Below are 11,866 nucleotides of genomic sequence, written 5' to 3'. Positions count from 1 at the left end.
ACCACCGTGTCGTTGACCTTCGTGGCCATCACGTGGGCGACCTTGCGCTGCTCCAGCCAGAAACGTGTGTGTTTGACCTGTCCGTATGCCTCGTCCGCGGTCACCCATGCGAACGGCACACCGGCGTCGACGGCGCGTTGCAGCATCTGCCTGAAGTGCTCGTTCTTGGTTGCGAAACAGATCCGCAGCACGCCGCGGCCACCGAACAGGGCGATCTTCCAGCGAACGCCAGTTGAGCAGGGTCTGTTTGGTTCCCGAGTCGAACAGGGCCCGTGGGGTTCCCATGTCAGCGCCTCAGCTTGTAGCCGAAGCCTCGGACCATCTCGATACGCTCGGCGTCGATCTTCTTTCGCAGTCGTTGCACGCACAGGTCGACCACACGACTGTCGCCGTCCCAGCCGAAGTCCCACACGTTGCGCAGCAGTGTCTGCCGGTACAGGACGATACCGGGGTGTGCGACGAACTCCAGCAGCAGCCGAAGTTCGGTGGGGGCCAGCGCGACCGGCTCACCGGCCAGGAACACCTCCAGGCCAGCCATGTCGATGGCCAGGTCTCCGAAGACGAGCCGGGCGCGCTGATGGCTCGGGGCGCTCTGATCAAGACGAGCCGAGCCGTCCGGCGGGCGGACTCTGGATCCGTCCGCCGCCGCGACGGCAGCATCGGCCGGTGCCGCGGTCGGCGCGACCGTGGCGCGGCGCAGCAGCGATCGGATCCGGGCCACCAGCATCGCGGTGTCGACCGGCTTGACGACATAGTCGTCGGCGCCCGCCTCAAGGCCGGACACGACATCCGGTGTGTCCCCGCGGGCCGACATCATCAGGATCGGAGCCGTGCTGGTCTCCCGGATCCGGCGGCACAACCCGATGCCGTCGAGCTCCGGGAGCATGACGTCCAGCAACAACAGGTCGTGCCCGCCTTCCCTGAACAGTTCGAGACCGGTCAGTCCGTCACCAGCGGAGGTGACCCCGTAGCCGTAGCGCTCCAGCGCCATCGCGACCGACCTGCGGATCACCTCGTCGTCCTCGACGAGCAGGATCACCACGGGCACCAGGGCGTCTCCCCCAGCCGCTGGATCCGGCATCTCTCCCCATCAGACGTAGGTGCTGAAGGCCCATCATGCGACGGGGAATCCCTACCCGCCGAATTCTGCCTCCCCCGCGCCCGCGCCGGGCCTGGGTTCACGGGTGTTGTGATCGGATCAGGACGCGTGGATCCGGAAGCCGCTGCGCCGGTCCTGGTCACTGGGGCGGTCGTTGCGGTGGTCGGGACGGGGCGCGGCACCAGTGAGGGTGCAGCCCCGGTGAGACAGGTCAAGCTTCGACCCCTCGGTCAGGCAGCCCGCAATCAGGTAAACCTGCTGGCCGTAGCCACGGCCCTGCACGGAGGTCACGGCTCCGTCCGGGCCCACCTCGCAGGGGTTGTTGTCGGTGCACTGTTCACCGGCTTCGTTGTGGGTGTTGTGGACCCCCACGACCGTGGTGCCGTCGGGGGCCAGCAGCGCAGAACCGGAGGTGCCGTGCCAGGGGAGACAGTCTTCGCTGGTGGCGTACCGGATCGAGTCGTCCTGCTGGTATCCGCCCTCCCGCAGGTGCGTGACCACGGCCTCGGCGGTGCACCCAAGGCGGCCACCGGTGTAGGCCAAGGTCAGCGGGTCGCCTGCGCGCACGGGGGTGGAGGTGAGTCGGAAGACTTTCGCGCCCTCGGCTTTCAACTGCGCGTAGGTCTTGTCCAGGCGGTACAGTGCGATGTCGGTGCCGGTCATCGTCGCGTACACCAACCGGTTCGCATGGACGGTGGTCTGGGGGTAGCCCTGACGATCGGCGATCGACACCTTGCGGTCGGTCGGCTGGTCCACCAGCGCGGTTCCGGGCGCGGGCCGCTGTTGCTGCACGCAGTGACCGTTGGTCAGCAACAGCGCCAGGTCCTGCGGCCGGAAGGCCGGAGTGCTGACCACTGAGCCTACGCAGTTACCCAGATCTGCCGCGCCTTCCACATTCGGGATCGGGTCGTCGGGGGGCACGTTGGTGCCGGAGATGATCCCGTTGATCCAGTCGGCATGCCTGGTGACATCGGCGTACAGCGTCTTGCCGCTTTCGTCGGGGCCGCTGACCACACCGGCCACCACCCACTGGTCGCCCTCGCGAACCAGCGCAGGCCCACCGGAGTCCATGTTCGACGCGGCGACGCTGCCGTCGGCGCTACCGATGCACAACTCCCCGCTGGCGGCGTGTGACGGACACGTCGAAATCGGCTGCACCACGGTGTCAGCCTCCCTCAACCGTGTCGGGAAACACGCCGGACTGGTGCTGTCGTCGCAGGTCATGCCCCAGCCCATGATGCGGACAGGCGTGTTGTCCGGCGGCGTGGACGAGGCAATCCGCACCGGCCTGGCCCGAACCGGGGTCCGCAGGTGCATCAACGCCATGTCCCGGCCCCAGAACCCCCCATCATCGCTACTGGTCGCCAGCCGGTAGTAGTGGTCAACTTCGGCGACCTCGCCTCCGGACGTGGTATCCAGTGACCCGACCCGGACCTTCCAGCCACGCGGGACACCCACCTTCGCACCAGTAGGGTTCCGGCCGGCGCAGTGACTGGCAGTCAGGACCCATTGAGGCGCCAGGACCTCCACCCCACAGCCGTGCCCGTCCGGGCGCGGCGGCGAGGGATAGGACGGCTGGAACGATCCCATGAACGAGTAAGCCCGCGTTGACTCGGTGCCACCCACGATGGCCTGCGCCGGTAAGGCAGCCATCACGGTCGCGGTCACCGCGACCCCCGTCGTCAGGACGGCGGCCGCCCTCGGACTTGTCCACTTGAGCATGAGTCACTCCCCATTTCGTCCGCCGAGGGCCATCGCTCCGGCAGGTTTGTACGGAGGAACAGCACCCTGCCGTCCCGTCCGACCGAGATCCTGGACCCGGCAGTCCGCCGGCAGGTCTCACCCGCGTATCAAGCGCCGCACGGCAACTTCTCAGTTGTGTATCAGCGTGCGCGGACAGGCCGGGGGCCGGTCCTCGAACGCGGGCAGTGCCGACGCTGCACGGGCCGCGTCGACTTGGCATCCAAGTGCGTGTACTGCTTGCACCAGGTAGAGCCCGCACAGCCCGAGGCGGGCTGAACGCGTCACCCCGTGCAGACGGAGCGCACCCGTGAGCTCGGCGTCGAGCCGTCGGTCCCCGGAATCGGGGCGAGGTTGCAGGCGCCGGTCTGCAGCAGCCCCGTACGAACCACCGTGTCGTCCGCCACGTGACCGAACGTCATCTCGGTCATGCCATCTCCTCGGAAGGGTCGAGGCCAGGGCGCGGGCCGCCCGGGCCGTGGTGGGCGTGCGCGCCGCCGGTCCGCATCGGATAGATCTCGGTACAACCCGGGTTGGCACACCACGAAATCGTCACGCGCCGTCAAAGACCGGGGGAGCATCGGGTGGCTGCTCGCCATGCCTGCCTATGCTCCCTTTGTCTCCTTACGGCCGCCCTCTTGCCCTACCGGCCCCGACATGCCGGACACTGGCCACGCCGGACTAGTGTCCTGCGCCAGTAATGCCGACTCTAAGTCTGTAGGCTGTTTTCATGACGTCTCGGGGTCCTCGTGCTGTTGAAGTCGTGCTGTCTGCCGAGGAGTGTGCGGAGTTGTCGCGCTGGGCGGACGGCGCGGTTTCGGCTCGTGTGGCGAAACGGGCCCGGATCATCCTGGCCTGTGCGGACGGGGCGTCAAACACCACTGTGGCAGTGGGCTTCGGGGTGAGTACGGATACGGTGCGCAAGTGGCGCTCGCGGTTTGTGGCCCGGCGACTGGAGGGCCTGGTGGACGAACCGCGGCCGGGTCGGCGCAAGCCGGAGCTGGTGCTGTCTGAGGCCGAGCGGGCGGAGTTGACGCGCCGGGCGAGGCGGGCGAAGACCGCGCAGTTCCTGGCGCTGCGGGCGAGGATCGTGTTGCGGTGTGCGGAAGGCGGGACGAACAAGGAGATCGCCGCCGAACTCGGTGTATCGCACGGAACGGTGAACCGCTGGCGGTCGAGATTCATCCGCTTGCGGCTGGACGGACTGACCGATGAGCCGCGTCCCGGCCGGCCGCCCTCGATCCTGCTCGACCAGGTCGAAGACGTGCTCACCGCGACCTTGGAGGCCACCCCGGGCAGAGACACACACTGGTCGAGGGCCTCGATGGCGAAGCACTCCGCCCTGTCGAAGTCCACCATCGGGCGGATCTGGAAGAAGTTCGACCTCAAGCCTCATCTCCAGGACGCTTTCAAGCTCTCCACCGACCCGCAGTTCGTCGCCAAGGTCGTCGACGTCGTCGGTTTGTACCACCATCCGCCCGAGAAGGCGGTGGTGTTATGCGTGGACGAGAAGAGCCAAATCCAGGCACTGGACCGGTCCCAGCCGGTACTGCCGATGATGCCGGGCATGCCCGAACGGCGCACCCACGACTATTACCGGCACGGCATCACCAGCCTGTTCGCCGCCTTCAACATCGCCGACGACAGCGTCATATCGGAGCTGCATCGCCGCCACCGTGCCATCGAGTTCAAGAAGTTCCTTGTCACGATCGACAAGGCCGTGCCCGCCGGCCTCGACGTCCACCTGGTCTGTGACAATTACGCCACCCACAACACCGCCGAGATCAAGACGTGGCTTGGAAAGCACCCCCGCTTCCACGTCCACTTCACCCCCACCGGTTCCTCGTGGATGAACCAGGTCGTGCGACACGAAGTCGCTTGAGAAGAGTGGAAATCACCAAGGAGGTTCGACTGATGTCGAAGGTGTAGGACCCGAGCCTGTGCGCAGGGCTCGTTCCCGCCTCAGCGTGCGTCGTGAGTAATCGCGGGGTGCGAAGCCTGAGGAAATGCCCGAGGATCCTTGTCCCATCCAAGGGTTACAGGCTGGGAAATGCCGGACGGGTGAATGCGAATGAACCCTTGATGATGCCTCGTCATGAGCACTCTCGCCGATGGGTCGTTTCAGCGGGAGATAGGAACTGGCCACTGGAAAGCGGCAGGCGCCGACTGGAGAAATCTGGCCAGTCGGGAGTGCACCGCCGTTCCCGGGGTGCAGAGGGCGCCCTCACCGGCAGCATCTCTCTCATGCGGAACGTGACAACCCCGATGGAGTCCAGGCAATGCAGTTCTGGCCTGGTAAGCCAACCGCAAGGAAGGTCCAACTCTCCAGCGGGCGCAGGAAGACCCAGCAAGCGAATGCCGGTCGCTGAAAGGCAACAGGAAACCGGGAACCATACGCTGACACCTCCGTCGGCGGCCCCGCATAACTGGCCGGATAGGGGCCGATACCCCGGCCTGAAAGGGCGCTGACGTGGGTCTGGTGAGCCCGTGAAGAAACGATGACCGAAGACACCGGAACCGAAGGGCAAGTTGGACGCCATGACGACACACACGGTCGAGGCGGCGCACGCCGCTGCGACCGCCGCCGGCACGGCGAACGGACCGGAGGACGAGATCACCGACTGGCCGTCGATCGACTGGCGGACCGTTGAGGACGACGTACGGCGTCTGCGGCAACGCATCTTCACGGCATCGCAGGCAGGAGACCTGGCTAAGGTCAGGAATCTGCAGAAGCTGATGCTCCGCTCCCGCGCCAACACACTTGCGAGTGTGCGGCGGGTCACGGAGGTCAACGCTGGCCGCAAGACGGCTGGCATCGACGGGAAAGTCGTCCTGCCGCCCCAGGAAAAGGCCGAGTTGGCCGACTGGGTCCAGCATGACGCGGCCCCGTGGAAGCCCAAGCCCGTCAAGCGGGTGTATATAGCCAAGGCGAATGGGAAACAGCGCCAAATCGGAATTCCCGTGATCGCAGACAGATGCCTACAAGCTCTGACGTTGAATGCACTGGAGCCCGAGTGGGAGGCACGGCTGGAGCCGAAGGTCTACGGCTTTCGCCCCGGCCGTGGCTGTCATGACGCGATCGACGCCATCCACACGACGGCGAGCGGTAAGAACGCCAAACGCCTGTGGGTGCTCGACGCCGACTTGAAAGCGGCATTCGACCGAATCGACCACGATCATCTGCTCGCGTCATTGGGCACCTTTCCCGGGAGGGGAGTGGTTGCCGGATGGCTGAAGGCCGGTGTGGTCGAGAAAGGTTGGTTCACCCCGACGGTGGAGGGAACTCCCCAGGGCGGGGTGATCAGTCCCGCGTTGTTGAACATAGCCTTGCACGGAATGGGAAAGGCCGCTGTAGTCCGCTACCAAACTCTCGGCAATGATGCCGCGAACCTGGCGCGTGACTCTCCGGTTCTGGTCGTCTACGCCGACGACCTGCTCGCCCTGTGCCATTCACGGGAACAGGCCGAGCAGGTCAAGGCCCGGCTGGCTGCGTGGCTCGCGCCCCGGGGGCTGGCCTTCAACGAGGACAAGACGCGCATCGTCCACCTCGATGAGGGCTGCGACTTCCTGGGGTTCAACATCCGACGCTACCGCGGAAAGCTGCTGACCAAGCCGAGCAAAGCGGCCCTGCGGCGGATCCGGAAACGGCTCGCCACCGAGATGTTGGCCCTGCGAGGGGCTAACGCCGACGCGGTGATCGCCAAGCTCAACCCGATCATCAAGGGCTGGGCTGCCTACTACCGGATCGGGGTGTCCAAGCGGGCGTTCAACTCGCTGGACGCCTACGTGTGGAGACTGGTCTACAAGTGGGCCAAATTCTCCCACCCGAACAAGCCGATGCGCTGGGTGACCGCCCGGTACTTCGGCATGTTCAACCCGTTCAGGCAGGACACGTGGGTATTCGGGGACCGCGCCAGCGGTTTCTACCTCTACAAGTTCGCCTGGACGCCGATCGTCCGGCACCGGATGGTGCCAGGGAGGGCGTCAACCGACGATCCTGCCCTGGCCGACTTCTGGGCCAAGCGGCGCCGCCGAGGCAAACTCCCGCTGGGCAAAGGCACCTTGCATCTGTTGCAGATGCAAGACGGCCGATGCCCCCTCTGCGGAGGGCTGCTGCTGCACGCCGACCATGAGCCGCAAACCCCCGACCAGTGGGAGCAGTGGCTCAAGGTCACCCGTATCGCGATCCGCAAACACGCGGTCACCGCCGAAGCGGGCAACGGCAAGCCGGACAGACCCGCCGCCTCACGCCTGACACACCCACTGTCAGCGTTGGCTGACCACTGGCCTCGGCCGGTGACCAGGGCTTCTGTTCGCCCGCGAGCCCAAGGGGTTTGCTTGAGCCGGTTGCCTGGAAAGCGGGCACGGCCGGTTCTGAGGGGGGACCGCTGCAGCAATGCAGCGGTCCTACCCGACGAGATCTGGTTCGGGATCATCACCCGGCAGTCCATCCGCCGCGGCACGTTCGCAAGCGTCAACGCCCTGGTCAAACAGATCCGCGACTACATCGACTCCTGGAACGAGAACGCGAAACCCTTCACCTGGACCGCCACCACCGACGAGATCCTCGCCAAGGTCCGACTCGTCCAGACCAGTGTGAAGAAACTCGTCAATAACAACTCGAAGTAGCGCAATCAGGATCACGAGACACTAGCACGAATCAGCCGCCCCAACAAGGAGGAGACATGCCAAACTACTCCGATGCCCAAAAGAAAGCCTTTTTGGAAGATTTCAGTAGAAGCGATAAAACCCAGACGCAATTCAGCAAAGAAATAGGAATGAGCCAGTCGCGTTTCTCTGAATGGGTAAACGAATCGCAGAAATATGGTGTGGATCCCGAGACCCTGAAGGGTCGCAAGGGTACGCGTGATGTCAAACGGATTCTTGAGGAGTGGTTGAGGGACCCGCTCGAGCGGACGTTGGCCGATTTTGGTGCCGGGTGGGCCAGACCCGTCCCTGCCGCATCAATAGAGAGTTGGGCGAGAAATGCCGGTAAATACGGTGTATCGCAGAAGGAGGTGAATCAATGCAAGGAGGGTCGGAAGCTAAGGCGCCTCCGCAAGGTCTATACGGACGACCAGAAGAGGGATTACGTACTCGGCTATCTCGGGCAAAGAGGTACGGTACACGCATATGCTGCGGCTGTGGGTGTTCGGCATCAACTGCTCGCGGATTGGCTGCGTAATTCGCAGAAATATGGTGTGAGCCAGGAGTTGGTGGATCTCGCCGCGCAGAACAGGCGGGAGGCGCACAGGTTGCGGGACCCGAGCGAACAGCTCAATAAATATGACGTATCGCAGGAAGAGGTGAATAAAGAGCCGGCGCGGAGGGTCCGCGACCGGACGGTATACACGGACGATCAAAGGAGGGGCTATATTCTAGGCTATATCGAGCAAAATGGCAGGGTAGCCGAATATGCGGCGGCTGTGGGTGTCAACGCTCAGACGCTCAGGGCTTGGCTGCGTAATTCGGAGCAATATGGCGTGAGTCAGAAGTTGGTGGATCTCGCCGTGCAGAACAGGCTGGATGCCGACAAGTACGCAAAGAGAGATTCTCTGCAGGTTTTGTCGCGAGGAATACCGGTCGCGGGCCCGGCTGAGTCTGCCGGTTTGTCCGGTCATACCGATGCTGCCCAGGCCGATCCATTCCAGCCAGCAGGGTGGGATGGGGAGCGGTACGTGAATTACGGCGCAACGCAGGGATACTCGCCGCAGGGCCACTGGCCGATGGATTACGTCGCGCAGTCCGGTTCGTACTCCTGTCGCGCCCCGTACGCCCCGTATCTTCAGTCTCCGGCCGCTGGTCCCGCCCAGGAGGCGTTTCCATCGAGGGTGGCTGCGTCCGCCGCTCCCTCCCCGCAGGATTGCCAGCCGGATTCCTCATCCGCCCCGTACCCTCCCAGCGATTCGTACGATCAGTATGTGCGATCTATAGCGGCCCGCCAGGTGTCCGCGTCCCACTACCTGCCCGTCGGATACGGCCAGTTCCAGGCCGGCCCGTCCCAGCAGGAGAGCCGACCTGCCGCTTCGTCCGGACACGGCACGGGGGGAAAGTCCACCCACCGCCGAAAATGACCCTCATGACGGAGCTTCTCCCCTTCAGCCCCCTTGGCGACCGGCACGGCGACCTGAAGGTCAGTGAGCCCGTTTCATCTTGAAGTGGCTGGTCACGGGTCTGGTGTGGTGGTGGTTGGGTGTACTCGTGCTGGCAGTGCGGCATGGTCGTCGGACTTGATCGTCTGTCAAGGATTCTTGGGTGACTGCCCGTTTTTCCTGCATGCTGGGTATGGGTGTGCCTACGATCCGTGTCAGAGGCATCACGCGGACGGCGGGGGGATCGGTGGACCCGATACTGGAGCGGCTCGGCGCGCACCGCGCCTATCTCGCTGAGCAGGCCACTGCTGGGCAAGCAACTGGCGGAGGCCGAGGCGGAGCTGGCCCGCGTCGCGGCGGCGGAGCAGGTCGTTGCGCAACTGCTCGCCGAGGACGCGGCGGCCGGGGAGGCGGCGGGGGACGATGATTCGGCCGCGGCCACGGTCGTGGTGCCGGGGCGGGTGGTGCCGTACCGCAAGGATGCGGCCGGACCTGGAGATCTGTCGGCCGAGTACCAGCGGGTGCTGCAGGAGGTGGCTGCGGCGGGTGGCCCGGTGCGGTGCAAGCAGATGTGCGAACGCCTCGGCATCGGGACCGAGCCGCGCAAGGTGGAGGCGATGCGCGCGCGGATGAAGCGCCTGGCCGACCGGGGCTGGCTGCGCGAGGGGGCACCGGGCCTGTTCACGATGCCGGACTGATCCCGGCTCGGCACGGTGGGTGCCGACACGGCCGGATCGGGCCGCAGCAGCGTGGCCCCCGGCGGGTGTTGGCGTTGTGTGACGAACAACAACAGCCCGGCCGAGGGCGCACCCCCACTGATTTACCGAGTCAAACTCCCCCTGTCCAGCAGCGTGGTGACACACGTCGCGGGTCTGATCCGGGCGCGGCGCAAGGCGATCGACTCGCGTTGGCGCAAGCTGAACCCGGGACGGCAGGCCCTGCTGGTCCTCGCCTTCCTACGCCATGACCAGCGCCTTTCCGATCTGGCCGGCGGCAACGACATCTCCGCCGCCACCCTGCGACGCTGAGTGCTCGAGGTCATCGGACTGCTCGCCGCCCAGGCCCCGCGGCTGGACCGCGCCCTGAAGAAGATCGCGAAGGCCGGCGGTGCGATCGTGCTGCTCGACGGCACCCTGGTCCGCACCCGCAGACGCACCGGGGACCAGGACCGGCCCAACTACTCGGGCAAACACAAAGCTCACGGCCTGCTCTTCCTCGCGCTGACCGACGAGAGGGGCAACCTGATGTGGATCTCGGCGGCCGCTCCGGGGCGCTCGAGTGAGATCACCACCGCCCGCCGCAGCAAGATCACCGCCCAGTTACCGAAGGCCGGCCTGGGAGCGATCGCCGACCTGGGCTTCGTCGGCCTGGACGACGATCCCGACGGCCCGGTGATCAGCACTGGGCGCAAGGCTGCCCGCGGCAAGCCGCTGACCCCCGCCCAGAAGGAGGCAAACCGACTGGTCAGCCGCGAACGTGCCACCAACGAACACGGCTTCGCCGACCTCAAGGCATGGCGCGTGCTGACGAAGGTCCGCATGAGAGCGGCATACGCGACCACACTGCTGCGGGCCCCGCTGGTGCTGACCCAACTCCAGACCACCCGCTGACGAACGATCAAGCCCGACAATCATGCCACCCTGCCAGCACGAGTACACCCAACCACCACCACACCAGCCCCCCGACCAGCAACTTCAGGATGAAACGAGCTCAGTCAGGGTCGTGTGTTCCTCGGTCAGGCTCTGGACCCGTTTGGCCAGCGTGCGCAGGGCTGTCAGGAGCGGGGCGTGCGCGGGGTCGCTGGCCGGCCGGAGTCGGGCGAGGGTGGTGACGCGCTTGTCACCGGACAGGGCGGTGTACTTGGTGCGGATGGCATCGGGGGCGGTGATCAGGAGGTGTGCGTGATCTGGTTGAGTGTCGCGGTGCGGGCCTTGATTGCCGAGCGGGCGGCGGTCTGCAGGGCACGTATCCCGACGATGGACCCGTCCTTCGGAGCACTGGTCGCGCGACCGGAGACAACGGCGCGGGCCGCGGCGTATGCGTCGATCGGGTCGGACTTGCCGATCCTGCGGCGTTCGGCCTTGTCGGGCCGGTTGACCTCGACGACGGCCAGGCCGGCCTGCCGGGCGGCGTGTGTGAAACCGGAGCCGTAGGAGGACGTGCCCTCCACGCCGATGGCAGCGACGATGCCGTGAGCCTGCAGGAAGGCGATCGCGGCAACGTATCCGGCAGCGTTGGTGGGGAACTGGGCGTCGGCGAGGTGCCCGCCCCGGTCGGTCACCACGGCGACGTGGATGGTGTCGGCGTGCAAGTCCACCCCGCCAACCACGACTTGGTCCATGGTGTCCGCCGCCTCTGTGCCTGTCATGGTGGAGATGCCTTCCTTGCCGAAGGTAGCTCCGGCCGGAAAGGGCAGACAGGACAGTCAGGGGGCCTCTGGCCAGGCTCCTATGAGGTCATGCTCCGCCCGGCCGGAGCCCTGGGAACCGGGCCCGGCGGTCGGACAGATCAAAGCAAGGACAGTCCAGCAGGACGTCAGTCAGTGATTGGGTCACGACCACCGGGGACCCGGATATCACTATGACTGCCAGTGATGGGTAACCGGCCCGGGCGACAGCTACCAGTAGGCGATGGCGGTAGGTAGTGCGGGGCCTGAGTCGCCGGGCCACGTCCACATCACGGGTTCGGGATGTTCGTGCGCGGGATCTCGCGGCGTCTCGGCCTCCGGCTGGTCCGAATGGCGCGGCGCGCTACGGCCGGCCGGATCCCTTGAACATACCGGGCCCCGGCCCGTAGGACGGCCGCGTCCGACCAGGGCGCGCCGCCCAACGCGACCGTAAAGGCGAGGTCTGCCGGCCCGCCTGGCGGGCCGTCATCTGTAACGTCCCGGCCTGGGAGACCACCCGTTGTGACCGCCCGGCACCTGCCGGAGCGG

At 65.9% G+C, this 11,866-nt stretch carries 10 protein-coding genes and 1 pseudogene; 6 read left to right on the top strand and 5 right to left on the bottom strand.

What is annotated here, in order from left to right:
- The 4 genes and pseudogenes from ACFC09_RS45050 to ACFC09_RS45035 form a co-directional block, all read right to left on the bottom strand.
- Nucleotides 1-176 (bottom strand): annotated as a pseudogene (locus ACFC09_RS45050) (transposase); the annotation flags it as partial.
- 110 nt (nucleotides 177-286) lie between these two features.
- Nucleotides 287-1,081, bottom strand: coding sequence for a response regulator transcription factor (locus tag ACFC09_RS45045; protein ID WP_376538847.1), 795 nt, complete (start codon nucleotides 1,079-1,081; stop codon nucleotides 287-289).
- Between the two features lie 117 nt (nucleotides 1,082-1,198).
- Nucleotides 1,199-2,821, bottom strand: coding sequence for a trypsin-like serine protease (locus ACFC09_RS45040; RefSeq protein ID WP_376538845.1), 1,623 nt, complete (start codon nucleotides 2,819-2,821; stop codon nucleotides 1,199-1,201).
- Between the two features lie 302 nt (nucleotides 2,822-3,123).
- Nucleotides 3,124-3,270 carry a hypothetical protein gene (locus ACFC09_RS45035; RefSeq protein ID WP_376538843.1) on the bottom strand — a complete coding sequence of 49 codons (147 nt, stop codon included), beginning with the start codon at nucleotides 3,268-3,270 and terminating at the stop codon, nucleotides 3,124-3,126.
- 332 nt (nucleotides 3,271-3,602) lie between these two features.
- On the opposite strand from ACFC09_RS45035, the gene ACFC09_RS45030 reads away from it, so the two are divergent.
- From ACFC09_RS45030 to ACFC09_RS45005, 6 genes are all read left to right on the top strand, one after another.
- Nucleotides 3,603-4,721: an IS630 family transposase gene (locus tag ACFC09_RS45030; RefSeq protein ID WP_376538841.1), complete on the top strand. Its 1,119-nt coding sequence runs from the start codon at nucleotides 3,603-3,605 to the stop codon at nucleotides 4,719-4,721.
- Between the two features lie 656 nt (nucleotides 4,722-5,377).
- Nucleotides 5,378-7,468 (top strand): group II intron reverse transcriptase/maturase, encoded by a 2,091-nt coding sequence (ltrA, locus tag ACFC09_RS45025; RefSeq protein WP_376538839.1) that lies wholly within the window; start codon nucleotides 5,378-5,380, stop codon nucleotides 7,466-7,468.
- Between the two features lie 56 nt (nucleotides 7,469-7,524).
- Nucleotides 7,525-8,913: a hypothetical protein gene (locus ACFC09_RS45020; RefSeq protein ID WP_376538837.1), complete on the top strand. Its 1,389-nt coding sequence runs from the start codon at nucleotides 7,525-7,527 to the stop codon at nucleotides 8,911-8,913.
- Nucleotides 8,914-9,143: 230 nt separating this feature from the next.
- Nucleotides 9,144-9,629: a hypothetical protein gene (locus tag ACFC09_RS45015; protein WP_376538835.1), complete on the top strand. Its 486-nt coding sequence runs from the start codon at nucleotides 9,144-9,146 to the stop codon at nucleotides 9,627-9,629.
- Nucleotides 9,630-9,707: 78 nt separating this feature from the next.
- The gene (locus ACFC09_RS45010) at nucleotides 9,708-9,959 is read left to right on the top strand and encodes a hypothetical protein (protein ID WP_376538833.1); all 252 of its coding nucleotides are present in this window, start codon (nucleotides 9,708-9,710) and stop codon (nucleotides 9,957-9,959) included.
- The gene (locus tag ACFC09_RS45005; protein ID WP_376538831.1) at nucleotides 9,960-10,541 is read left to right on the top strand and encodes a transposase family protein; all 582 of its coding nucleotides are present in this window, start codon (nucleotides 9,960-9,962) and stop codon (nucleotides 10,539-10,541) included.
- A gap of 278 nt (nucleotides 10,542-10,819) precedes the next feature.
- On the opposite strand, the gene ACFC09_RS45000 is transcribed toward ACFC09_RS45005, so the two are convergent.
- Nucleotides 10,820-11,299 (bottom strand): transposase, encoded by a 480-nt coding sequence (locus ACFC09_RS45000; protein ID WP_376538829.1) that lies wholly within the window; start codon nucleotides 11,297-11,299, stop codon nucleotides 10,820-10,822.
- Nucleotides 11,300-11,866: the final 567 nt, after the last annotated feature.

This window comes from Streptomyces sp. NPDC056161 (assembly GCF_042268025.1).
GTDB lineage: Bacteria > Actinomycetota > Actinomycetes > Streptomycetales > Streptomycetaceae > Streptomyces.
Note: the sequence above shows the minus strand (reverse complement) of the source record. Positions and strands in the feature narration are given on the sequence as shown.

Excerpts from the sequence above, each read along its gene's own strand:
- ACFC09_RS45045 (WP_376538847.1), bottom strand. The coding sequence starts at position 1,081 with ATGCCGGATCCAGCGGCTGGGGGAGACGCCCTGGTGCCCGTGGTGATC.
- ACFC09_RS45040 (WP_376538845.1), bottom strand. The coding sequence starts at position 2,821 with ATGCTCAAGTGGACAAGTCCGAGGGCGGCCGCCGTCCTGACGACGGGG.
- ACFC09_RS45035 (WP_376538843.1), bottom strand. The coding sequence starts at position 3,270 with ATGACCGAGATGACGTTCGGTCACGTGGCGGACGACACGGTGGTTCGT.
- ltrA (WP_376538839.1), top strand. The coding sequence starts at position 5,378 with ATGACGACACACACGGTCGAGGCGGCGCACGCCGCTGCGACCGCCGCC.
- ACFC09_RS45020 (WP_376538837.1), top strand. The coding sequence starts at position 7,525 with ATGCCAAACTACTCCGATGCCCAAAAGAAAGCCTTTTTGGAAGATTTC.
- ACFC09_RS45000 (WP_376538829.1), bottom strand. The coding sequence starts at position 11,299 with ATGACAGGCACAGAGGCGGCGGACACCATGGACCAAGTCGTGGTTGGC.